General features: G+C 68.6%; 19 protein-coding genes. 16 read left to right on the forward strand and 3 right to left on the reverse strand.

Annotation, left to right across the window (positions count from 1 at the left end):
- The first annotated feature begins 37 nt into the window (after positions 1-37).
- The 14 genes from bamA (at position 38) to ACQVBX_RS09950 (ending at position 16,763) form a co-directional block, all read left to right on the forward strand.
- Positions 38-2,440, forward strand: coding sequence for an outer membrane protein assembly factor BamA (gene bamA, locus ACQVBX_RS09885; RefSeq protein WP_431633926.1), 2,403 nt, complete (start codon positions 38-40; stop codon positions 2,438-2,440).
- A 140-nt stretch (positions 2,441-2,580) separates the two neighbouring features.
- Positions 2,581-3,609 (forward strand): UDP-3-O-(3-hydroxymyristoyl)glucosamine N-acyltransferase, encoded by a 1,029-nt coding sequence (lpxD, locus tag ACQVBX_RS09890; RefSeq protein WP_431633927.1) that lies wholly within the window; start codon positions 2,581-2,583, stop codon positions 3,607-3,609.
- Positions 3,602-4,075, forward strand: coding sequence for a 3-hydroxyacyl-ACP dehydratase FabZ (gene fabZ / locus ACQVBX_RS09895; RefSeq protein WP_404630878.1), 474 nt, complete (start codon positions 3,602-3,604; stop codon positions 4,073-4,075). The genes lpxD and fabZ overlap by 8 nt, the downstream gene beginning before the upstream one ends.
- Positions 4,072-4,860, forward strand: a complete 789-nt coding sequence (lpxA, locus tag ACQVBX_RS09900; protein WP_431633928.1) for an acyl-ACP--UDP-N-acetylglucosamine O-acyltransferase — start codon at positions 4,072-4,074, stop codon at positions 4,858-4,860. Before fabZ ends, lpxA begins: the two co-directional genes overlap by 4 nt.
- Positions 4,861-4,929: 69 nt before the next feature.
- Positions 4,930-6,153, forward strand: a complete 1,224-nt coding sequence (lpxB, locus tag ACQVBX_RS09905) for a lipid-A-disaccharide synthase (RefSeq protein WP_431633929.1) — start codon at positions 4,930-4,932, stop codon at positions 6,151-6,153.
- 19 nt (positions 6,154-6,172) lie between these two features.
- Positions 6,173-6,781, forward strand: a complete 609-nt coding sequence (gene rnhB / locus ACQVBX_RS09910) for a ribonuclease HII (protein ID WP_431633930.1) — start codon at positions 6,173-6,175, stop codon at positions 6,779-6,781.
- Between the two features lie 317 nt (positions 6,782-7,098).
- The gene (locus ACQVBX_RS09915; RefSeq protein WP_431633931.1) at positions 7,099-7,317 is read left to right on the forward strand and encodes a hypothetical protein; all 219 of its coding nucleotides are present in this window, start codon (positions 7,099-7,101) and stop codon (positions 7,315-7,317) included.
- 143 nt (positions 7,318-7,460) lie between these two features.
- Positions 7,461-11,003: a DNA polymerase III subunit alpha gene (gene dnaE / locus ACQVBX_RS09920; protein ID WP_431633932.1), complete on the forward strand. Its 3,543-nt coding sequence runs from the start codon at positions 7,461-7,463 to the stop codon at positions 11,001-11,003.
- 152 nt (positions 11,004-11,155) lie between these two features.
- A complete protein-coding gene (locus ACQVBX_RS09925; protein ID WP_431633933.1) occupies positions 11,156-12,115 on the forward strand; it encodes an acetyl-CoA carboxylase carboxyltransferase subunit alpha in 960 nt (319 codons plus the stop codon).
- A gap of 61 nt (positions 12,116-12,176) precedes the next feature.
- Complete coding sequence (locus ACQVBX_RS09930) at positions 12,177-13,388, forward strand: hypothetical protein (RefSeq protein ID WP_431633934.1); 1,212 nt, start codon at positions 12,177-12,179, stop codon at positions 13,386-13,388.
- A gap of 50 nt (positions 13,389-13,438) precedes the next feature.
- Positions 13,439-14,173, forward strand: coding sequence for an NYN domain-containing protein (locus tag ACQVBX_RS09935; protein WP_431633935.1), 735 nt, complete (start codon positions 13,439-13,441; stop codon positions 14,171-14,173).
- Positions 14,174-14,205: 32 nt separating this feature from the next.
- On the forward strand, positions 14,206-15,510 hold the full coding sequence (gene tilS, locus ACQVBX_RS09940) for a tRNA lysidine(34) synthetase TilS (RefSeq protein WP_431633936.1): 1,305 nt from the start codon (positions 14,206-14,208) through the stop codon (positions 15,508-15,510).
- A gap of 121 nt (positions 15,511-15,631) precedes the next feature.
- Positions 15,632-15,889 carry an exodeoxyribonuclease VII small subunit gene (locus ACQVBX_RS09945; protein WP_431633937.1) on the forward strand — a complete coding sequence of 86 codons (258 nt, stop codon included), beginning with the start codon at positions 15,632-15,634 and terminating at the stop codon, positions 15,887-15,889.
- A complete protein-coding gene (locus tag ACQVBX_RS09950; protein WP_431633938.1) occupies positions 15,873-16,763 on the forward strand; it encodes a polyprenyl synthetase family protein in 891 nt (296 codons plus the stop codon). The genes ACQVBX_RS09945 and ACQVBX_RS09950 overlap by 17 nt, the downstream gene beginning before the upstream one ends.
- A gap of 64 nt (positions 16,764-16,827) precedes the next feature.
- On the opposite strand, the gene ACQVBX_RS09955 is transcribed toward ACQVBX_RS09950, so the two are convergent.
- Positions 16,828-17,268, reverse strand: a complete 441-nt coding sequence (locus ACQVBX_RS09955) for a DUF4870 domain-containing protein (RefSeq protein WP_431633939.1) — start codon at positions 17,266-17,268, stop codon at positions 16,828-16,830.
- A 96-nt stretch (positions 17,269-17,364) separates the two neighbouring features.
- Entirely contained in the window at positions 17,365-18,732 is a 1,368-nt protein-coding gene (gene pmbA, locus ACQVBX_RS09960) for a metalloprotease PmbA (RefSeq protein WP_431633940.1), read from the reverse strand.
- A gap of 120 nt (positions 18,733-18,852) precedes the next feature.
- Between pmbA and ACQVBX_RS09965 the strand changes: the two genes are divergently transcribed.
- Together ACQVBX_RS09965 and yjgA are read left to right on the forward strand one after the other, a co-directional pair.
- Entirely contained in the window at positions 18,853-19,110 is a 258-nt protein-coding gene (locus tag ACQVBX_RS09965; RefSeq protein ID WP_431633941.1) for a DUF1653 domain-containing protein, read from the forward strand.
- Positions 19,107-19,697 (forward strand): ribosome biogenesis factor YjgA, encoded by a 591-nt coding sequence (gene yjgA / locus ACQVBX_RS09970; RefSeq protein WP_431633942.1) that lies wholly within the window; start codon positions 19,107-19,109, stop codon positions 19,695-19,697. The genes ACQVBX_RS09965 and yjgA overlap by 4 nt, the downstream gene beginning before the upstream one ends.
- A gap of 40 nt (positions 19,698-19,737) precedes the next feature.
- Here yjgA and tldD read toward each other — a convergent pair whose 3' ends face one another.
- On the reverse strand, positions 19,738-21,177 hold the full coding sequence (tldD, locus tag ACQVBX_RS09975) for a metalloprotease TldD (RefSeq protein ID WP_431633943.1): 1,440 nt from the start codon (positions 21,175-21,177) through the stop codon (positions 19,738-19,740).
- Between the last annotated feature and the right edge of the window lie 44 nt (positions 21,178-21,221).

A 21,221-nucleotide genomic window follows, 5' to 3' on the forward strand; every position in this document is an offset into this window, starting at 1 on the left:
TTGATCGTCCCGCAGAAATAACCCAACGGAATCGACGATGAAGCGTATCGCCGCCCTGATCCTGCTTGCCTCCCTCTCCGCCAACGCGGTGGCTTTCGAGCCGTTCGTCGTTTCCGATATCCGTATCGATGGCCTCAGCCGCATCTCTGCCGGCACGGTCTACAACTACCTGCCGGTGAACAAGGGCGACCAGCTCACCGAAGACGAAGCCCAGCGCGCCATCCGCGCGCTGTACAACACTAAGTTCTTCAGCGACGTGCAGCTCACCCGCGAGGGCAGCATCCTGGTGATCAAGGTGGTCGAGCGCCCGTCCATCGCCAAGCTCACTCTGCGCGGCAACAAGGACATCAAGGAAGAGGATCTGCGCAAGGGCCTTAAGGAGATCGGCCTGTCCGAGGGCGAGACCTTCGATCGTCTCTCGCTGGACCGCGTGAAGCAGGAGCTGATCACCCAGTACTACAACCGCGGCAAGTACAACGTGTCGGTCGACCCGCACGTGACGCGACTGGATCGCAACCGCGTGGCGCTGGACATCGAGATCCGCGAGGGCAAGGTCGCCAAGCTCAAGGAAATCAACATCGTCGGCAACACCAAGTTCACCGACAAGCAGATCGAGGACAACTTCGAATCGGGCACCACCAACTGGATGTCCTGGTATTCGAAGAACGACCAGTATTCGCGCGAGAAGCTCTCCGGCGACCTGGAGAAGCTGCAGTCCTACTACATGAATCGCGGCTACGCGGACTTCGGCGTGGACTCCACCCAGGTCACCATCGCGCCGGATAAGCGCGAGATGTACATCGCCGCCAGCATCAAGGAAGGCGAGATCTACAAGGTGTCCGACGTGCACCTGCTGGGCAAGCTGATCCTGCCCGAGGAGACGTTGCGCAAGCTGGTGTTCGTCAAGGCCGGCGACACCTTCAACCGCGCCGCGGTCGAGGCCACCTCCGATGCGATCAAGGGCATCCTGGCCAATATCGGCTTTGCCTACGCCAAGGTCACCCCGGTGCCGAAGCTGGACAAGGACAAGCGCACGGTCGACATGACCTTCTACATCGAGCCGGGCCAGCGGGTGTACGTGCGCCGCGTGATCTTCCAGGGCAACACCCGTACCGAAGACGACGTGATGCGCCGCCAGCTGCGCCAGCTCGAGGGCTCCTGGTATTCGCAGGCGGCGATCGATCGCTCGAAGATACGCCTGCAGCAGCTGGGCTACTTCAAGAAGGTCGACATCGACAAGCAGCGCGTGCCGGGTACCGACGACAAGGTCGACGTGACGGTGAAGGTGGAAGAGCAGTCCGCCGGCAGCCTGCAGTTCGGCGTGGGTTACTCGCAGTACTCGGGCATCATCCTGTCCGCCTCGGTGTCGCAGAACAACTTCCTGGGCACCGGCGACAGCTTCAGCGTGGGTGCGGAAAGCAGCACGTACTACAAGCGCGTCAACGCCAGCTACTACAACCCGTACCTCACCGACAGCGGCGTCGGCATCGGCTACAGCCTGGGCTACTCCAAGACCGACTACGGCAACACCGACTTTGCCAACTACGCCACCAGCGCCAAGTCGTTCTCGACCTATCTGGGCATTCCGATCACCGAGACTGACAGCCTGCGCGTCGGCCTGGGCCTGAGCAGCAACAAGATCAACTTGTTCGACGGTTACACGCCGCAGGTGCTGCTGGATTACCAGAACGCTCTGGGCCACAAGACCATCCACGAGTGGACCGGCACGCTGGGCTGGAACCACGACACCCGCAACGGTTACTGGGCACCGACCCGTGGCGGCCTGCTGTCGCTGTCCACCGACGTCGCGCTGCCGGGCTCCACGGTGGAGTATTTCCGCGTCAGCGGCGAAGCGAACCACTACTGGCCGGTCGGCGGCGGCTTCGTGCTCTACACCGACGCCCAGGCGCAGTACGGCAAGACCTACGGCAGCCAAACCTATTCGAGCACCTTCGGCAACTACGTCGCCGGGCAGAAGGTTGACTACCCGTTCTGGCAGAACTTCTACTCCGGTGGTGTGCGCGACGTGCGCGGGTTCCAGGACAACACCCTGGGGCCGCGCGTGTGCTCCGGCGTGGGCACCAACGGCGCACCGATCGTTCCCGACGCCAAGGGCAACTGCAACGGCAGCTACTACAACTACGCCCAGCCGATCGGCGGCGCGTTCAAGGTGCTCGGCACCACCGAGCTGTACCTGCCGCTGCCGTTCCTGAAGGACATCAACACCGCCCGCGTCTCGCTGTTCGTCGACGTCGGTAACGCCTACAAGGACTACCAGAGCTTCAAGGCGAAGGATCTGCGCGCCTCCGCCGGTATCTCGCTGCACTGGCAGGCGCCGATCGGCCCGCTGATCATCAACTTTGCCACGCCGATCCGCTCCAAGCCGGAAGATCGTCACTACGAAGAGCGCATCCAGTTCACCTTCGGCAGCCAGTTCTAAGCGTCGACAACATCGGCGCGGCAGATCCCACAAGCGCGGCTCCGGCCGCGCTTGTGCGTTGTGGGGCCACGCTTCCCTTCGCCACCGCACGGACAGCCGCACGCGCCTCCCCTACAATGGCGCGCTTTCCGGGAGTACGCATGAGCGCCTACAAGTACACGGTGAGTGAGCTGGCCGAACGCTTCGGCCTGCGCGTGCACGGCGACGGCAGCCGCCTGATCGAGGGCGTCGGCACGCTGGCCGGCGCCGGGCCGGATCAGCTCACCTTCCTGTCCAACAGCAAGTACGCCAGCCAGCTCGCGCACACACGCGCCGGCGCCGTGGTGCTGCGTGAGGCGGATGCTGCGCAGTGTCCGGCGAGCGCGTTGATCGCACGCGATCCGTACGTGGCCTACGCCAAGATCGCGGCGCTGTTCGAGCGCCTGCCGGCCGCTCCCGCGGGGGTGCATCCCAGCGCGGTCGTCGCCCCCACCGCACGGGTGAGCGAGAGCGCCAGCGTGGGCCCCTGCTGCGTGGTGGAAGACGGCGCGTTGATCGAGGACGGTGCCGTGCTCGGCCCGCACTGCATCATCGGCGAGGGCTGCGTGGTGGGCGCGCAATCGCGGCTGGTGGCCCGCGTCACGCTGGTGACGCGGGTGACGCTCGGCAAGCGCGTGCTGGTGCATCCGGGCGCGGTGATCGGCTCGGACGGCTTCGGCCTGGCCTTCGACACCGACCACTGGATCAAGCTGCCGCAGCTCGGCGGCGTGCGCATCGGCGACGACTGCGAGATCGGCGCCAACACCACCATCGATCGCGGCGCGCTGGACGACACCGTGCTGGAAGAGGACGTGCGCCTGGACAACCAGATCCAGATCGCCCACAACGTGCACGTCGGCGCGCACACCGCCATGGCCGGCTGCGCCGCGGTGGCCGGCAGCGCGAAGATCGGCCGCTATTGCATGATCGGCGGCAACGCCGGTGTGCTCGGCCATCTCGAACTGGCCGACCGGGTTACCATTATGGCCAAGAGCCTGGTGACCCATTCGATCCGCGAGCCCGGCGAATACGCCTCCGGCACGCCGCTGCAGGACAACCGCCAGTGGCGCAAGAACGCCGCCCGCTTCAAACACCTCGACGATTACGCGCGCCGACTGTCGGCGTTGGAGAAGGACAGCAACAATGAGTGATTACGCCGCGGACTTCAGCCTGCCGGTGCATGTCGAGCAGATCCAGCAGCTGCTGCCGCACCGCTATCCGTTCCTGCTGGTGGACCGGGTGATCGAGCTGGTACCCGACACCAGCGTGGTGACGTTGAAGAACGTCACCATGAACGAGCCGTTCTTCCAGGGCCATTTCCCCGGCCATCCGGTGATGCCCGGCGTGCTTATCGTCGAGGCGATGGCGCAGAGCGCCGGCCTGCTCACCCAGATCTCCAGCCGCCTGAAGGGCAACCAGGGCAGCCCGCTGTTCTACCTGGCCAAGATCGACAACGCCCGCTTCGCCTGCCCCGTGGTGCCCGGCGACCAGCTGCGCATGGAGGTTTCGCTCAAGCGCCTGATGCGCGGCATGGGCCTGTTCGTGGCGCGCACCCTGGTGGACGGCAAGGAAGTAGCCAGCTGCGAGCTGATGTGCGCCGCGAGGTCCGACAAATGAGCCACGCCGCCTCGGTCCATCCCACCGCGCAGATCGACCCGTCGGTCGTGCTGGGCGACAACGTCAGCGTCGGCGCCTACAGCGTGATCGGCCCGGGCGTGGAGATCGGCGCGGGCACCACGATCGGTCCGCATGTGGTGATCGAGGGGCCGACCCGCATCGGCCGCGACAACCGCATCAGCCAGTTCGCCTCGCTCGGCGGCGCGCCACAGGACAAGAAGTTCAAGGGCGAGCGCACCGAGCTGGTGATCGGCGATCGCAACCTGATCCGCGAGTTCGTCACCATCAACCGCGGCACCGGCGACGGCGGTGGCATCACCCGCATCGGCAACGACAACTGGCTGCTGGCCTACGTGCACGTGGCGCACGACTGCCAGATCGGCAACCACGTGGTGTTCTCCAACTACTCGGCGCTGGCCGGTCACGCGGAGATCGGCGACTGGACCATCCTGTCCGGCTATTCGGGCGTGCACCAGTTCTGCAAGGTTGGTGCGCACGCGTTCATCGGAATGGGCTGCTTGGTGGGCTCGGACGTGCCGCCTTTCGTGATGATGGCCAACGAGACCCGCGGCCGCCCGCGTGGCATCAACAGCGAGGGCCTCAAGCGCCGCGGCTTCGATGCCACCCGCATCTCGGCGATCAAGCGCGCCTACCGCACGCTGTACATGGCCGGCCTGAGCCAGGCCGAAGCACGCGAGCAGCTCGCCGCCCAGGCGCATGAAAGCGAAGACGTGCGCGCCATGCTCGAGTTCCTCGATCGCAGTGAGCGCGCGCTGGCCCGCTAAGCGCCCCGCTTATCGGGCCATCAGGCACGGGCTCTTGCTCCTGCTTTTACCCGAGGTAGGGACATCCGTATGGCATTGAACGAAGTCTCGCCGGACGCACCCCTCATCGCCGTCATCGCCGGCGAGGAATCCGGCGACCAGCTCGGCGGCGACCTGCTGGCCTCCCTGCGCCAGCGCTACCCGCAGGCCCGCTTCATCGGCATCGGCGGCAAGCGCATGCAGGCGCAGGGGCTGGAGAGCTGGTACGACATGGCCGAGCTGTCGCTGTTCGGCCTGGCCGAGGTGCTGCGCCACCTGCCCCGCCTGCTCAGACTGCGCAAGGAACTGACAGCACGCCTGATCGCCACGCGGCCGGACGTGGTGATCGGCATCGACGCACCGGACTTCAACCTCGGTCTGGAACGCCGATTGCGCGAAGCGGGCCTGCGCACCGTGCACTACGTCAGCCCCTCGGTGTGGGCCTGGCGCGAGAAGCGCGCCGAAAAGATCGGACGCAGCGCCGACCGCGTGCTGTGCCTGTTTCCGATGGAGCCGCCGATCTACGCCCGCCACGGCGTCGACGCGCGCTTCGTCGGCCATCCATTGGCCGATCGCTTTCCGATGGTCGGCAACCGCGCGGGCGCGCGCGACGCGCTCGGGCTGCCGCACGACGTGCCGGTGCTGGCGGTGCTGCCGGGCAGTCGCGGCTCGGAAATCGAGCGGCTGGGCGCGATCTTCCTCGACGCGGCCGCGCGCGTGGCGGCGGCCATCCCAGGGTTGCGGGTGGTGGTACCCGCCGCCAACGCGCGCGTGCGGGCGCAGGTGCAGGCGCTGCTGGCCCAGGTCGGCCGCCACTGGCCGGTGCCGCTGCAGCTGCAGCTGATCGATGGTCAGGCCCATGAGGCAATGCTCGCCGCCGACGTGGTGTTGCTCGCCTCCGGCACCGCCACCCTGGAAGCGATGCTGGCCAAGCGGCCGATGGTGGTCGGCTACCGCGTGTCACCGGTGAGCTACCGCATCGCCCGGTGGCTGCGCATGCTCAAGACCGACATCTATTCGCTGCCCAACGTGCTGGCGCGCGCCAACGGGCTGGATCGCCCGCTGCCCGTCGCCGAGCGCATGCAGGACGACTGCACCGCCGCGCACCTGGCCGATGACACGCTGGCGCTGTTCAACGACAGCGAGCGGCGCGGGCAGATCGTGGCGACCTTCGAGGCGCTGCACCGCGCGCTTCGCGTGGACCTGCACGGGCACGCCGGCGATGCCGCCGCCGATGCCGTGGAGGAACTGCTGGAGCGACCCGGTGCGCGGTGATGTCGCCAGCCGGGTGCGGATGAAACCGCCGATCGCGCCCGACCAGCGCGTGCTGGTCGCTGGCGTCGACGAGGCCGGACGCGGCCCGCTGGCCGGGCCGGTGGTGGTGGCCGCGGTGATCCTCGATCCATCCCGGCCGATCGTGGGGCTGGACGATTCGAAGAAGCTCAGCGAGCGCCGGCGCGAAGCGCTCTACCTGCAGGTGATCGAGCGGGCGCTGGCGCACTGCGTGATCGTGGTCGAGACCGAGGAGATCGACCGCATCAACATCTTCCAGGCCACCATGGTCGGCATGAGCCGCGCGGTGGCCGGACTGTCGCCGACCGCGCACGAGGCGCTGGTGGACGGCAACGCGCTGCCACGCGACCTGCCCTGCGCCGGCCGCGCGATTGTCGGCGGCGACGCGCTGGAGCCGGCGATCAGCGCGGCCTCGATCCTGGCCAAGGTGAGCCGAGACCGCCTGATGGTGCAGCTGGATGCCGAGCACCCCGGCTACGGCTTTGCCGTCCACAAGGGCTACGCCACGCCCGCCCATCTGGACGCACTCCAGCGTCTGGGGCCCTGCCCGCACCACCGGCGCAGCTTCGCCCCGGTCGGCCGTGCGCTGGAGCAGATGACGCTGTTCTGAGCGGCCGTCGTCGACGCCACCGGCCAAGCATAAGCAGGGCCACCGGATGTTCATGAACACCCGTCTGATGGCATGCGTCCGCGCGCGGAGTGCGGCGTAAGATCTTGCCATCGCCCGATGTCCCCACGTCCGGCGTGTCACGGATCCCCGCGCAACCTTTCGGCCGCTGCCTGCATCCATGACGCCAAGGACACCACGGTGGCGACCGGCATGGCCATCCAGCCGCCACCCCACGCACGGATGCTGCCCGGTCCGATGCGCGCGCTACGACCGGGAAGCATCCTCCCGACCGCGGAACCCCCGCCTGGAGTCGCGCCATGACATCGCAACGGTCCCACCCCCCGATGGCGACGGACACGCCGGCCCTCCTGTTCCCGAGCGAAATCCGCGGCAGCGCCGACGCGCCCCTCGCCGGTGCGGCCACGGCGCCGCCGAGCCCGCAGCATCGCGACTACGACGGCCGCGGGCTGAGCATCGGTCCGTTGGATCATCTCAACCCGGCGGCCGACGTCAGCGAGCGCTTCGCCATCCGCTGATCGCCCACCTCGACGCGGGCCGCACATGCGGCCCGTAGGGCGCAGGCCAGACGCCAGCTGGCGCGAGGTCCCGGCACAGGATGTCAATTCTTGCCGCCCCGCAGGGCCGCGGCTAGGCTGGGCGACCACCTCGCGCGTGCACCATGTCCGCCCGCTACGTCCACCTGCACCTGCACAGCGAATACTCGCTGGTCGACTCGACCATCCGCATCAAGGCGCTGGTCGACGGCTGCGTGCGCGCCGGCATGCCGGCGGTTGCGCTCACCGACGAAAGCAACATGTTCGCGCTGGTGAAGTTCTACAAGGCGTGCAGCGCGGCCGGCATCAAGCCGATCGGCGGCTGCGATTTGTGGATCAGCGCGCCGGACGACCCGCGCCCGTGGCGGCTCACCGCGCTGTGCCAGAACCACCCGGGCTACCTCAATCTTTCGCGGATGGTGTCGCGCGCCTGGCGCGACGGCCAGCACGGCGGCAAGGCGATGGTCGATGCGCTCTGGCTTACGCCCGACGCCACCGATGGCCTGATCGCCCTGCTCGGTCGCGACAGCGAGATCGGCCGCATCGCCGTGAACCAGGGCATCGAGGCCGCCTCGGCGCGCCTGCGTCCGCTGCTGCGGCTGTTCCCCGACCGCCTCTACCTCGAACTCACCCGCTGCGGCCGCGAGGGCGAGGAAACCTGGAACACCGCCGCGCTGGCGCTGGCCACCGAGCTCAACCTGCCGGTGATCGCCAGCAACGACGTGCGCTTCCTCAAGCAGGAAGATTTCGAGGCGCACGAGGCGCGCGTGTGCATCAACCAGGGCCGCGTGCTGGCCGACCCGAAGCGCCCGCGCGACTACGCCGACCAGCAGTACCTGAAGTCGCCCGAGGAGATGCAGGTGCTGTTCGCCGACCTGCCCGAGGCGCTGGAAAATACCGTCGAGCTGGCCAAGCGCTGCAATCTGGAACTGCAGTTCGGTACCTACTACCTGCCGGACTTCCCGGTGCCCGAAGGCCACGACCTGGCCAGCTACATCCGCGAGCTGTCGCGCCAGGGCCTGGCCGAGCGCCTGGCCGCCGCGCCGCTGGCGCCCGGCAAGACGCTGGCCGAGTACGAAGAGCGGCTGGAGCGCGAGCTCGACGTCATCGTCAAGATGGGATTTCCCGGCTACTTCCTGATCGTGGCCGACTTCATCAACTGGGGTAAGCAGAACGGCATCCCGGTGGGTCCCGGTCGCGGCTCAGGCGCCGGCTCGCTGGTGGCCTGGGTGCTGAAGATCACCGACCTGGACCCGCTGCAGTTCGACCTGCTGTTCGAGCGCTTCCTCAATCCCGAACGCGTGTCGATGCCCGACTTCGACATCGATTTCTGCATGGATCGCCGCGACGAGGTGATCGACTACGTGTCGCGCAAGTACGGCCGCGACCACGTCAGCCAGATCATCACCTACGGCTCCATGGCTGCGAAGGCGGTGCTTCGCGATTCGGGCCGCGTACTGGGCATGGGTTACAACGCGGTCGACAAGATTGCCAAGCTGATCCCGCCGCGCCCGCTCGATCTCACGCTGTCCGATGCACTCGGCCGCAGCGAAAAATCGAAGAAGGAGCCTGACCGCGTCGTCAAGGAATTCTGCGAGCTGTACGAGCAGGACGAGGACGAGGCACGGCCGCTGATCGACCTCGCGCTGAAGCTGGAAAACCTCACCCGCAACGCCGGCAAGCACGCCGGCGGCGTGGTGATCGGCCCCAAGCCGCTCACCGAATTCGCCCCGCTGTACTGCGAACCGGGCGGCGCCGGCGTAGTCACCCAGTACGACAAGGACGACGTCGAGGCTGTCGGCCTGGTGAAGTTCGACTTCCTCGGCCTACGCACGCTCACCATCATCGATTGGGCGGTGAAGGCGATCAACGCGCGCCGCGCACACAGCGGCGAGGGGCCGCTGGACATCTCCACGCTGCCGCTGGACGACCCGGCGCCCTACGAGCTGCTGAAGAAGGCGCAGACCGTCGCCGTGTTCCAGCTCGAATCCTCCGGCATGCAGCGCATGCTGAAAGACGCCAAGCCCGACCGCTTTGAGGACATCATCGCGCTGGTGGCGCTGTACCGCCCCGGCCCGATGGACCTGATCCCCAGCTTCGTCGCGCGCAAGCACGGCAAGGAAGAGGTGGAATATCCCGACCCGCGCGTCGAGCCGATCCTGAAAGAGACCTACGGCATCATGGTCTATCAGGAGCAGGTGATGCAGATGGCGCAGATCGTGGGCGGCTACTCGCTCGGCGGCGCCGACCTGCTGCGCCGCGCGATGGGCAAGAAGAAAGTCGAGGAAATGGCCAAGGAGCGCGCCAAGTTCCGCGAGGGCGCCGCCAAGGACGGACTGACCGGCGAAAAGGCCGACCAGATCTTCGACCTGATGGAGAAGTTCGCCGGCTACGGCTTCAACAAGTCGCACGCGGCCGCCTACGCGCTGGTGTCCTACCAGACTGCCTGGCTGAAGGCGCACTACCCGGCCGAATTCATGGCCGCGACGATCTCCTCGGACATGGACAACACCGACAAGGCGGTGACGTTCCTGGACGAGTCGCGCGCGATCGGCATCACCGTGCTGCCGCCGGACGTGAACGCCTCGGAATTCATGTTCGTGGCGACCGAACCCAAGACCATCCGCTACGGCCTGGGCGCGATCAAGGGCGTCGGCCAGGGCGCCTGCGAGGCGATCGTCGCCGAGCGCGCGCACGGCCCCTACACGGACCTCGCCGACTTCTGCCGCCGCGTGGACCCCACCAAGCTCAACCGCCGCGTGCTCGAGGCGCTGATCTACTCCGGCGCGCTCGACGCGCTCGCGCCCACCCGCGCCAGCCTGATGCTGCAGCTGCCCGACGCGATCAAGGCCGCCGAGCAGCACCTGCGCGACAAGCAATCCGGCCAGAACGACATGTTCGGCGCGGCGATGGGCGCGGTGACGCCGGTGGTGCAGATCGACCTGCCGACGGCGCCCGAGTGGCCGCTGGAGGAAAAGCTCAAAGGCGAACGCGACACGCTCGGCCACTACCTTTCCGGCCATCCCACCGACCCGTGGAAGGACGAGCTGGCGCAGCTGTCCACCTGCCCGCTGGGCGAGATCGTCGACCGCTACCAACCGCCCCGGCCGCGCAAGAACGATGACGGCGAGGCCAACCGTTTCCGCCGCGGCCCGGACACGCCGTGGACGGTCGCCGGCATGGTCACCGCCGTGCGCAAGCGCGGCGATTCGGACGCCTTCGTGCGACTGGAAGACGGCACCGGCACCATCGAGGTGAGCTTCTTCGGCGAACTGTTCCAGCAGGTCGCGCCGCTGCTGGTACGCGACGAGATGCTGATCGTCGAAGGTGGTCTGCGCATCGACGATTTCTCCGGCGGCGGTTTCCAGGTGCGCGCGCGCAGCGCGATCACCCTCGCCGACGCCTGCCGCCGGCATGCCCGCCTGCTGCGCCTGAAGCTCAACGGCATCTCGCCGGACTTTCCCGCCCAGCTGCAGCGCACCCTGGCCGGCTTCCGCGGCGGGCGCGCCAGCGTGGTGCTGCACGGCTACCACAACCGCGACGCCCAGGCGGACCTCGAACTGGGCGAAGCCTGGCGGGTGGAGGCGATCCCCGACCTGCTGCGCGCCGTGCGCGCCCTGCCCGGCGTGGAAGCCGCGCGGCTGCGCATCGTCAAAAGCCAGGAGTAGGAGCGCACCCTGTGCGCGAACGCTCTTGCTCCTGATCGACAGCAAAGCCAAAAAGCCTTCGCGCGCAGGGTGCGCTCCTACAATACGGCGGCGTTCTCGCGTTTTTTCGCGCCCCGCTATACTGAACTGCTTACTGTCCTGAACCGCGCCGAATGAACCCCAACTTCCTCGATTTCGAACAACCCATTGCCGAGCTGGAAGCGAAGATCGACGAGCTTCGCCACGCCAGCGACGGCCAGGCGTTCAACATCGACGACGAGGTGCGCCGCCTGCGCGAGAAGCTCAAGGTCAAGACGGCCGAGATCTTCCGCAACCTCAATTCCTGGCAGGTCACCCAGCTGTCGCGCCATCCCGGTCGGCCGTACACGCTCGATTACATCGGCGCGATCTGCGAGGAATTCCACGAACTGGCCGGTGACCGCGCGTTTGCCGACGACGCCGCCATCGTGGGCGGCCTGGGCCGCATCAACGGCCGCTCGGTGATGATCATCGGTCACCAGAAAGCCCGCGACACCAAGGGCAAGGTGCGCCGCAATTTCGGCATGCCGCGCCCCGAGGGCTACCGCAAAGCGCTGCGCCTGATGAAGATGGCCGAGCGCTTCGGCCTGCCCATCCTCACCTTCATCGACACCCCCGGCGCCTACCCCGGCGTGGGCGCGGAGGAGCGCGGCCAGAGCGAGGCGATCGCCCGCAACCTGCTCGAAATGGCCGAACTGAAAGTGCCGGTGGTGTGCACGGTAATCGGCGAAGGCGGCTCCGGCGGCGCGCTGGCGATCGGTGTAGGCGACCGCACCTTGATGCTGCAGTACTCGATCTACTCGGTGATCTCGCCCGAAGGCTGCGCCTCGATCCTGTGGAAGAGCCAGGACAAGGTGCGCGACGCCGCCGACGCGATGGGTGTCACCGCGCCACGCCTGCTCGAGCTGGGCCTGATCGACAAGGTGGTGCGCGAGCCCCTGGGCGGCGCACACCGCAACCCGCACTCCATGGCGATTCGCCTCAAGGCCGTGCTGCTCAACGAACTGGACCGGCTCGAAGCGATGAACGTCAGCGACCTGCTGGCCCAGCGCTACCAGCGTCTACGCGGCTACGGCGCCTACGCCGAGGGCTGAGCCCGCGGCAGATGGCTGTTATCGTCGGGCGCGAACGGAATCGCCCCCGACGAGGATCGCCATGCTTCGCATCGCCTTAGCCGTTGCGCTCGCACTCGTTGCGCTGACCGCCTCCGCCAATTCTGGCGCGCCGGCCGTCCCCGCTCCCATCGCCACACCCGAAGCACTGGCCCGCTATCTGCGCGACACGCCGATGGAGCGATCGCCATTGCGTGCGCTATCGCCCGGTGGACGCAAGCGCTTCCTGGCACAGCTTCGCTTCGGGCGCCGCGGACTGGGCGGCTTTTCCCTCGACGATCTGGCCAACGAGTTGACGCACGCGCAGGCCGAAGCAGTGATGGCGCTGTTCGGTGCACAGACCTATGTCGGTGGCACGGGCTTGTCTGCGCATGAGTACACGCGCCGCCTGGCGGAGCGCGTGGCAGACGCGAGCCGGCGCGGATGCGCGCTCGACGCCTGCACCGAGAGCGAGATAGAGCAGCGTTACGACGCGCTGGTGCTGGCCGACCACCGCGGAGCCGACGCAGCGCGGCGAGCTGCGGTGACCAGCAACTACGCGCGACTGTTCGCCGAGGACATGCGACCCGCCTCGTTCAAGAGCACCAGCGCGCCCGACCTGCGCCTGCTGGCCCGCGCAGCGCGAGTGGCACTGGACGCCGATCCCGACGGTCGCGCCCCCGACGACCTCACCCGCGTGCTGGGCGTCATGCAATCGCGCGGCATGGCCGGTGACGCGGATTTCCTGCCTCTCTATCGGGCACGCGTCACCTCGCGCGACTTCGATGCCGCGAGCGCGTTGGCACGTGCGCATCCGGGCATGGCGGTCATCGCCCTGCCGGCTTTGGACAACCCGACCATCCCCGCGGCCGAACCCACCGTGCTCAGCGTCTACGCCGAAGGTCGACACATGCGTCATGAGGCGGTCGATCTTGATGCTCCGCTGCGCATCGTGGTCGTCGCCGCCTGCCACTTTTCCGAGGACGCCGCGCGCGCCATTGCCGCCGATCCGCGGCTCGATGCACTGTTTCACCAACACGCCGTGTGGCTGGCCGCGGAGGGCACTCCGCCGGCCGACGCGGTGACGTGGAACCGCGCCTTCCCCACCCAGCCGATCCACGTCGCGTGGCGCGACCGCGAGTGGTCCATGCTCGACTCCTGGGCGATGCCGACCTATTACGTCTTCCGCCACGGGCACGAGATCGCCCGCTGGCATGGATGGCTTGGGCTTGAGGCCCTGCGCACCGAGCTGACCAAGGCCGGTGTCCCGTACTGACCCCGGGCTCTGCGATGATGCAGGCCGGATCGCCCAAGGAACCCACCGCCATGGCCACGCCTGCCTCTGCCCGCCTCGCCGTGCTGATCGACGCCGACAATGCCCAGCCCGCCATCGTCGAGGGACTGCTGGCCGAGATCGCCAAGTACGGCACCGCCCACGCCAAGCGCATCTACGGCGACTGGACTGGCCCGCACCTGAAGAGCTGGAAAGAAACCCTGCTCACCTATTCGATCCAGCCGATCCAGCAGTTCGGCTACACGCGCGGCAAGAACGCCACCGATTCGGCGATGATCATCGACGCGATGGACCTGCTCTACACCGGGCGTTTCGACGGGTTCTGCATCGTCTCCAGCGACAGCGACTTCACCCGGCTGGCCGCGCGCATCCGCGAGTCTGGGCTCACCGTGTACGGCTTCGGCGAGAAGAAGACGCCCGAGCCCTTCGTCGCCGCCTGCGACAAGTTCATCTACACCGAGCTGCTGGTGGAGAAGCCGGAGGACGAACATCCGACCAAGCCGATGTCGCAGCAGCAGCTCAAGGGCGATGCGCGCCTGGTCGGCTTGCTGCGCAACGCGATCGATGGCGTGTCGGACGACAGCGGCTGGGCGCACCTGGGTGCGATCGGCTCGTCCGTGGCCAAGCAGGCGCCGGAGTTCGACCCGCGCAACTACGGCTACCGCAAGCTCAGCGAGCTGGTCGATGCGATCGGGCTGTTCGAGATCGACCAGCGCGGCGATGGCCCGGCACGCACGCTGTACGTGCGCAACAAGCGCCGCAAGTAACGCGGCACGCCGCTGCCCGTCCCTCTGCGCCATTGTCCGCCTCGCTCGTCCAGCACCTGACCGCCCAGCTCGCCGCAGCGCCGGAGGACGCGCTGTGCGTGGCCTTCAGCGGCGGCCCCGATTCCACCGCCCTGCTCCATGCCCTGGCCGCGCTGCCGGGTCGCGGTGCACTGCGTGCGGTGCACGTGGATCACGGCCTGCACCAGGACAGCGCGCGTTGGGCGGACCATGCGCGCGCCTTCTGCGCGAGCCTCGGCGTTTCGTGCACGGTACTGCAGGTGACGGTGGACCTCGCCGCCGGACGCGGCGTCGAAGCCGCCGCGCGCGAGGCGCGTTACGCCGCCCTGGCCAACCACCTCGCGCCGGGCGAGCGCCTGCTCACCGCACACCATCGCGACGATCAGGCGGAAACCGTCCTGCTGAAGCTGCTGCGTGGCGCCGGGCCGGAGGGGCTCGGCGGCATGCGTGAACGCCGACCGCTGGGCGCCGGCGAGCTGTGGCGCCCGCTGCTCAAGCTTCCGCGCGTGGCGCTGCGCAGCTATGTGCAAACCCATGCACTGGCCTGCCTGGATGATCCAGCCAATGCCGACCCGCGGCTTGGTCGCAATCAGCTGCGCAGCGAGATCCTGCCGCGCCTGGCAGCGCACTGGCCGGGCGCGGTCGACGCCATCACCCACAGCGCCGCGCTCTGCCGCGCCGCCGCCGGTTCGTTGCGCGAGCAGTGGCTGTCGGCATTCGACCGCCTGCACGACGCGCACAGCGCCAGCCTCGACGCCGCCGGCTGGCGTGCGCTGGCGCCGGCCCTGCGCGAACCGCTGCTCGACCACTGGCTGCATGCCCGCCAGCTGCCCGCACCCGGACACGCCCAGCGCGCGCAGATCGAGCGCCAGCTCGATGCGCGCGAGGGACGCGTGCCCTGCATCCGCTGGCCCGGCGCCGAACTGCACGTATGGAAGGGGCGACTGTGGGCGCTACCGCCTGCCGTCACCTTTGATCCAGGCTGGCAGGCCCCTTGGCCGGGCGGTCCGCTCGCGCTGCCTGACGGCGGCCAGCTCACCCTCGATGGCGCGCTCGATACGCCGCTCAGCGTACGCCTGCGGCGCGGTGGCGAGCACCTCAAGCCGGCCGGCGATCGCCATACCCGCGAGCTGCGCGACCTGTTCCAGCAGGCCGCGCTGCCGCCCTGGCAGCGCGCAGGCTGCCCGATGATCTACGAGGGCGAGGCGTTGATTGCGGTCGGCGACCGCTGGCTCACCGCACGCGGCCAGACCCTGCTCGGCGGGCCCGGCGAGCGTCTGCACTGGCGCCCTGGCCGAGGCGCCCGCCACCCCGGTTGATCGGGCCGACCCGAACGCGCTGGACGCCTGCGCCGCGAACGGCCGCGCGCCACGGCTTACGGTCGCAGCCAGCGCGCTTTTCCATTGATTCAGCGCCCTCGCTGCGTTAGCGTTCCCGGCCATGGCCAAGACCGCTCCCGCCCCCGCCAATCCCGCGCCAGTCGCCGACTTCGAGCACTCGCTCGACGAGCTCGAGCAGCTGGTGGCGAAGATGGAAGGCGGCGACCTGAGCCTGGACGATTCGCTGGCCTCGTTCGAGCGCGGCATCGGCCTGTACCGCCACTGCCAGCAGGCGCTGGAGAAGGCCGACCTGCGCGTGCGCCTGCTGCTCGACCCCGACGCCCCCGAGAGCGCCGAACCGTTTGAACCCGAACTCTGAGCTTGGCCCCGCGCTGCAGGCGCTGATCGACCGCGCCGACCGCGCGCTGGCCGATGCCCTGCCCGCCGACGACACCCCGCCCACCGACCTGCACCGCGCCATGCGTTACGCCGTGCTGGGTGGCGGCAAGCGGCTGCGCCCGCTGCTGGTCTACGCGGCCGGCCACGCGCTGGGTCACGACGATGCCGCGCTCGACATGCCGGCCTGCGCGGTCGAGCTGATCCACGCCTATTCGCTGGTGCACGATGACCTGCCGGCGATGGACGACGACGCCATGCGCCGCGGCCGCCCCACCTGCCACATCGTTTTCGGCGAGGCGATGGCGATCCTTGCCGGCGACGCGCTGCAGGCTCTGGCCTTCGAACTATTGGCGCAGGCGCCGGTGGAGCCGGCCGTTGGCATGGCCATGCAGCGCGCGCTGGGCCGCGCCTGTGGCGCCGAGGGCATGGCCGGTGGCCAGGCGCTGGATCTGGCCGCGGTGGGCCGCGTGCTGACGCTGGCCGAGCTGGAGCACATGCACGCCTGCAAGACCGGTGCGCTGATCCGCGCCTCGGTCCAGCTCGGCGCCATGACGGCCGGCGCGGACACCGACACGCTCGATGCGCTGGACCGCTACGCCCACGCCGTGGGCCTGGCCTTCCAGGTGCGCGACGACATCCTCGACGTGGAAGGCGAATCGGCAGTGATCGGCAAGACCGCCGGCAAGGACGCGGCCGCCGACAAGCCCACCTTTCCCTCGATCCTCGGGCTGGATGCCTCGCGTGCCCGGCTGGCCGAGCTCACCGAGGAAGCGCTCGCCGCACTCGGCCCGCTGGACGCGCCGCATTCACCGCTACGCGAGCTGGCGTTGTACGCCGCGCACCGGCTGCGCTGATCCGCCTGACCCAACGAAAAAGGCCGCCCTAATGGGCGGCCTTTTTCTTGTACTGGCAACCGGCTTACTTGATCAGCCGCAGCGCGAACGGGTAGCGGTAGGTGACGCCCTCGTTGGCCTTGATCGCCGCCATGATCACCAGGACCAGCCAGGCAATGCCGACGATGACGCCGACCGGAAGCGTGAGAAACACCCCGATGCCAAAGGTCACCACGGTCAGCACCAGCAGCACGGCGCTGACGATCGCCACGGTGATGTTGAAGTTCAACGCCTCCTTGGCCTGATCGGCAACAAACGGCAGGGTGTCCTTCTTGATCAGCCAGATGATCAACGGCGCAATGAAGCAGCCGATGCCCATCCAGTGTCCCGTCAAGAGGCCGCCGAGCAGCGCGGACAAATGAGCGAACATCGCCCACTGCCGCTCTTCGGCGGTCGGCACGACAGAGGCCGGCGCTTCGTCGTGCGGCGGCGGCGGGGGAACGACGTCATCGGGTGGAACGCTCATGACCAGACCCTCGGTAGTGGTGGCAGACCGCCACGGCGTGGCGATTTGCCGCAGATGCTACCGCGGGCGCAGCCTCTTGCGCACGGGGTGGATGGGCTATTCGCCCGCCACCGTCATGCGCTCGAGCAGGATCGAGCCGGTGAGGATGTGCGAGCGCGGGTCCACGTCGCTACCCACGGCCACGATGCCGCGGAACATGTCGCGCAGGTTGGCGGCGATGGTGATCTCCTCCACCGGGTAGGCGATCCGCCCGTTCTCGACCCAGAAGCCCGCCGCGCCGCGCGAGTAGTCGCCGGTGGTGGTGCTCACGCCCTGGCCCATCACCTCGGTCACCAGCAGACCGGTGCCCAGACGCTGGAGCATGCCGGCGAAATCGCTGCGCGCGCCGTCGGCGCTGCCGGCGTCGACGATGAGGTTGTGGATGCCGCCCGCATTGGCCGTGGTGGCCAGGCCGAGCTTGCGCGCGGAGTAGCTGCCGAGCACGTAGCGCGCCAGCACGCCGCTTTCGACCAGCGCGCTGTCGCGGGTGGCCACGCCTTCGGCATCGAACGCGCCGGAGGCCTGCCCGCCGATCAGCCGCGGCCGCTCGACGATGTTCATCCATGCCGGCATCACCGGCTGGCCCACGTGGTCGAGCAGGAAGCTGGCGCGGCGGTACAGCGCGCCGCCGCTCACCGCGCCCACCAGATGCCCGATCAACCCGCGCGCCAGCTCCGGCGCGAACAGCACCGGGCACTGCCGGGTGGACAGGCTGCGCGCGCCCATCCGCATCAGGGTGCGCTCGGCGGCTTTGTCGCCCAGCGCCTTGGCGTCCATGAATTTCGCCGCGTCGCGCACGCTGTCGTACCAGTAGTCGCGCTGCATGCCGGCCTCGTCGCCGGCGATCAGCGACAGCGAGATCGAATGCCGCGTGCCGCGCTCGCGTCCGACGAAACCGTGCGAGTTGGCGTACACCGACAGGCTCTCGCCCATCTGCACGCCGGCGCCGTCGGAGTTGCTGATGCCGGCATGCGCGCGCCCGGCGTCCTCGATGCGCTGACCCAGCGCGATGGCGCCGGCGGTATCGATCGCCCACGGGTGCCACAGATCCAGATCGGGGAAGTCGGTGGCCATCAGCGCTGCGTCGGCGAGCCCGGCGGCCGGATCTTCCTCGGTGTAACGCGCGATCGCGCAAGCCTGGTCGATGGTGGCCTGGATCGAGTCGGGATTGAGGTCCGCCGTGCTGGCCGAGCCCTTGCGCTGGCCGAAGTACACGGTGAGACCGAAGCCGCGGTCGCGCGTGTGCTCAACCGTCTCCACCTCGCCCAGGCGCACGTTCACGTTGAGCCCCGTGTCGATGCTGGCGGCCACCTCGGCCTGGCTGGCGCCGGCGGCGCGGGCGCGGCGGATCACGTCCTCGGCCAGGCTGGCCAGGCGGTCCAGTTCGTCGGCGCTGCGGTCGGGGTGGAGGGCGATCTCGCTCACGTGGGATTCCTGCAAGGGGGGCGGGTAGAATGGACGACCCTCGCCGTCCGAATCCCCACAGATGGGGTCGCACGGCCCGGTTGAAAAGAGCGCGCCAGTCTGGCCGCTGTGGAGAGTCCCATGCAACCAGCCGCCGGCATCTACCGCCACTACAAGGGCCAGCGCTATCGCGTGCTGGGTACCGCGCACCACAGCGAGACGATGGAACCGCTGGTCGTGTACCAGGCGCTGTATGGCGAGCACGGCCTGTGGGTGCGCCCGGCGGCGATGTTCTGCGAAACGGTGGAGCTGGAGGGCGAGCCGATTCCGCGCTTTGCGCTGGAACAGGCCGACAGCGACGACACCCCCGACAACCCTTCCACCGGAACTTCCTCGTGAGCCCCAGCCGCAGCCGCAACCAGCACGAGCTGGACGACACCGAATACGGCCCCAGCCGCACCCAGCAGCGCCGCGACGCGAAAGCCGTGCTGGCGTTCGCCGTCCAGCTGGTGGAGATGCAGCCGGCCAAGCTGGCCAAGATCGACCTGCCCGAGGATGTGCGCAACGAGATCGCCAACGTGCGCCGCATCACCGCGCACATCGCGCGCAAGCGCCAGCTCGGCTTCCTCGCCAAAGTGATGCGCCGCTACGACGACGACGCCTTCGCCGCCGCCCGCGCCGCGCTCGGCGTGAACCGTGAAAAGCAGCGCCAGGAAACCGCCGCCATGCATCGCATGGAAGCGCTGCGCGATCGCCTCATCGCGGATGAAACATCCGACGACGCGCTGGCCGAACTCATCGCCCGCCAGAGCGATCTCGACCGCCAGCACCTGCGCTCGCTGATTCGCCAGGCGCGGATCGAGAAGGCCACGCCGAACAAGCCGCCGCGGGCCTATCGCGAGATATTCCAGTTGCTGAAGGAGCTGGAAGCGGACGTCGACGATGGCGCCTCTGGTGGCGAAGCGCCGAACGACGAAGACGCCTGACCATCAGACGCCCTCTCCCCGAGGGGCGAGAGCGCATGCGTCAGGACGCGGTGCCGCCCACGGTCATGGCGTCGATCCGCAGGGTCGGCTGGCCCACGCCCACCGGCACGCTCTGGCCGTCCTTGCCGCACACGCCCACGCCTTCGTCCAGCGCCATGTCGTTGCCGATCATCGAGACACGGTTGAGCACCTCGGGGCCGGAGCCGATCAGGGTGGCGCCCTTCACTGGCGCGGTGATCTTGCCGTCCTCGATCAGGTAGGCCTCGCTGGCAGAGAAGGTGAACTTGCCGTTGGTGATGTCCACCTGGCCGCCGCCGAAGTTCGGCGCGTATAGACCCTTCTTCACCGAGCGGATGATCTCGGCCGGGTCCATGCTGCCGCCGCGCATGTAGGTGTTGGTCATGCGCGGCATCGGCAGCTGGGTGAACGATTCGCGGCGACCGTTGCCGGTGGGCTTCATGCCCATCAGGCGGGCGTTGAGCTTGTCCTGCATGTAGCCGACCAGGATGCCGTCCTCGATCAGCGTGGTGCACTCGGTGGGCGTGCCCTCGTCGTCGATGCTGAGCGAGCCGCGGCGGCCAGCCAGCGTGCCGTCGTCGACCACGGTGACGCCCTTGGCCGCCACGCGCTGGCCGATGCGGCCGGCGAAGGCGGAGCTGCCCTTGCGGTTGAAGTCGCCCTCCAGGCCGTGGCCGATCGCCTCGTGCAGCAGCACGCCGGGCCAGCCCGGGCCGAGCACCACGGTCATCTGGCCGGCCGGGGCGTCGATCGACTCCAGGTTCACCAGTGCCTGGCGCACCGCCTCGTCGGCGAACGCCAGCGCGCGGCCGTTGGCGATCAACTCTCCGTAGCTGTAGCGCCCGCCGCCGCCGGCATAGCCCTGCTCGCGGCGGCCGTTGGCCTCGGCGATCACCTGCACGTTGATGCGCACCAGCGGGCGCACGTCGGCAGCCAGGGTGCCGTCGGAGGCGGCGATGAGGATGGTGTCCAGCGTGGCGGCGAGGCTGACGATCACCTGGGTGATGCGCGGATCGCGCGAGCGCGCGTAGGCATCCACCTCGCGCAGCAGGGCGATCTTGTCCGGGTTGGGCAGGCTCTCGACCGGGTCGATCGCCGGATACAGCGACCGCGCATTGCCCAGCGCCAGCGGGCGCCCGGCGCCACGGCCGTCCTGCGCGATGGCGCGCGCCGCCTTGGAGGCCTCCAGCAACTGCGGCAGCACGATCTCGTCGGAATAGGCGAAGCCGGTCTTTTCGCCGCTGATGGCGCGCACGCCCACCCCCTGCTCGATGGAGTGGCTGCCGTCCTTGACGATGCCTTCCTCCAGCGTCCACGACTCGCTACGCGAGTGCTGGAAATATAGGTCCGCGGCGTCGATCGACGGCGCCATCAGCTGGTCGAACACGCGCTCCAGGTCACCGGTGGCCAGGCCGCCGGGCGTGAGCAGGCGCTGCTGGACTTGCTCGAGAAGTGTGGACATGGGCATCAGCATCGGTATCCGGAGTGACTGGCTAAGGTGGGGCC

The organism is Dyella thailandensis (genome assembly GCF_050749815.1).
Lineage (GTDB): Bacteria > Pseudomonadota > Gammaproteobacteria > Xanthomonadales > Rhodanobacteraceae > Dyella_A.

Coding starts and splice junctions, on each gene's coding strand:
- tldD (WP_431633943.1), bottom strand. CDS start 21,177: ATGTCCACACTTCTCGAGCAAGTCCAGCAGCGCCTGCTCACGCCCGGC.
- rnhB (WP_431633930.1), top strand. CDS start 6,173: ATGAAACCGCCGATCGCGCCCGACCAGCGCGTGCTGGTCGCTGGCGTC.
- lpxA (WP_431633928.1), top strand. CDS start 4,072: ATGAGCCACGCCGCCTCGGTCCATCCCACCGCGCAGATCGACCCGTCG.
- ACQVBX_RS09945 (WP_431633937.1), top strand. CDS start 15,632: ATGGCCAAGACCGCTCCCGCCCCCGCCAATCCCGCGCCAGTCGCCGAC.
- ACQVBX_RS09925 (WP_431633933.1), top strand. CDS start 11,156: ATGAACCCCAACTTCCTCGATTTCGAACAACCCATTGCCGAGCTGGAA.
- ACQVBX_RS09965 (WP_431633941.1), top strand. CDS start 18,853: ATGCAACCAGCCGCCGGCATCTACCGCCACTACAAGGGCCAGCGCTAT.
- fabZ (WP_404630878.1), top strand. CDS start 3,602: ATGAGTGATTACGCCGCGGACTTCAGCCTGCCGGTGCATGTCGAGCAG.
- ACQVBX_RS09935 (WP_431633935.1), top strand. CDS start 13,439: ATGGCCACGCCTGCCTCTGCCCGCCTCGCCGTGCTGATCGACGCCGAC.
- ACQVBX_RS09930 (WP_431633934.1), top strand. CDS start 12,177: ATGCTTCGCATCGCCTTAGCCGTTGCGCTCGCACTCGTTGCGCTGACC.
- ACQVBX_RS09915 (WP_431633931.1), top strand. CDS start 7,099: ATGACATCGCAACGGTCCCACCCCCCGATGGCGACGGACACGCCGGCC.
- lpxD (WP_431633927.1), top strand. CDS start 2,581: ATGAGCGCCTACAAGTACACGGTGAGTGAGCTGGCCGAACGCTTCGGC.
- lpxB (WP_431633929.1), top strand. CDS start 4,930: ATGGCATTGAACGAAGTCTCGCCGGACGCACCCCTCATCGCCGTCATC.
- bamA (WP_431633926.1), top strand. CDS start 38: ATGAAGCGTATCGCCGCCCTGATCCTGCTTGCCTCCCTCTCCGCCAAC.
- dnaE (WP_431633932.1), top strand. CDS start 7,461: ATGTCCGCCCGCTACGTCCACCTGCACCTGCACAGCGAATACTCGCTG.
- ACQVBX_RS09955 (WP_431633939.1), bottom strand. CDS start 17,268: ATGAGCGTTCCACCCGATGACGTCGTTCCCCCGCCGCCGCCGCACGAC.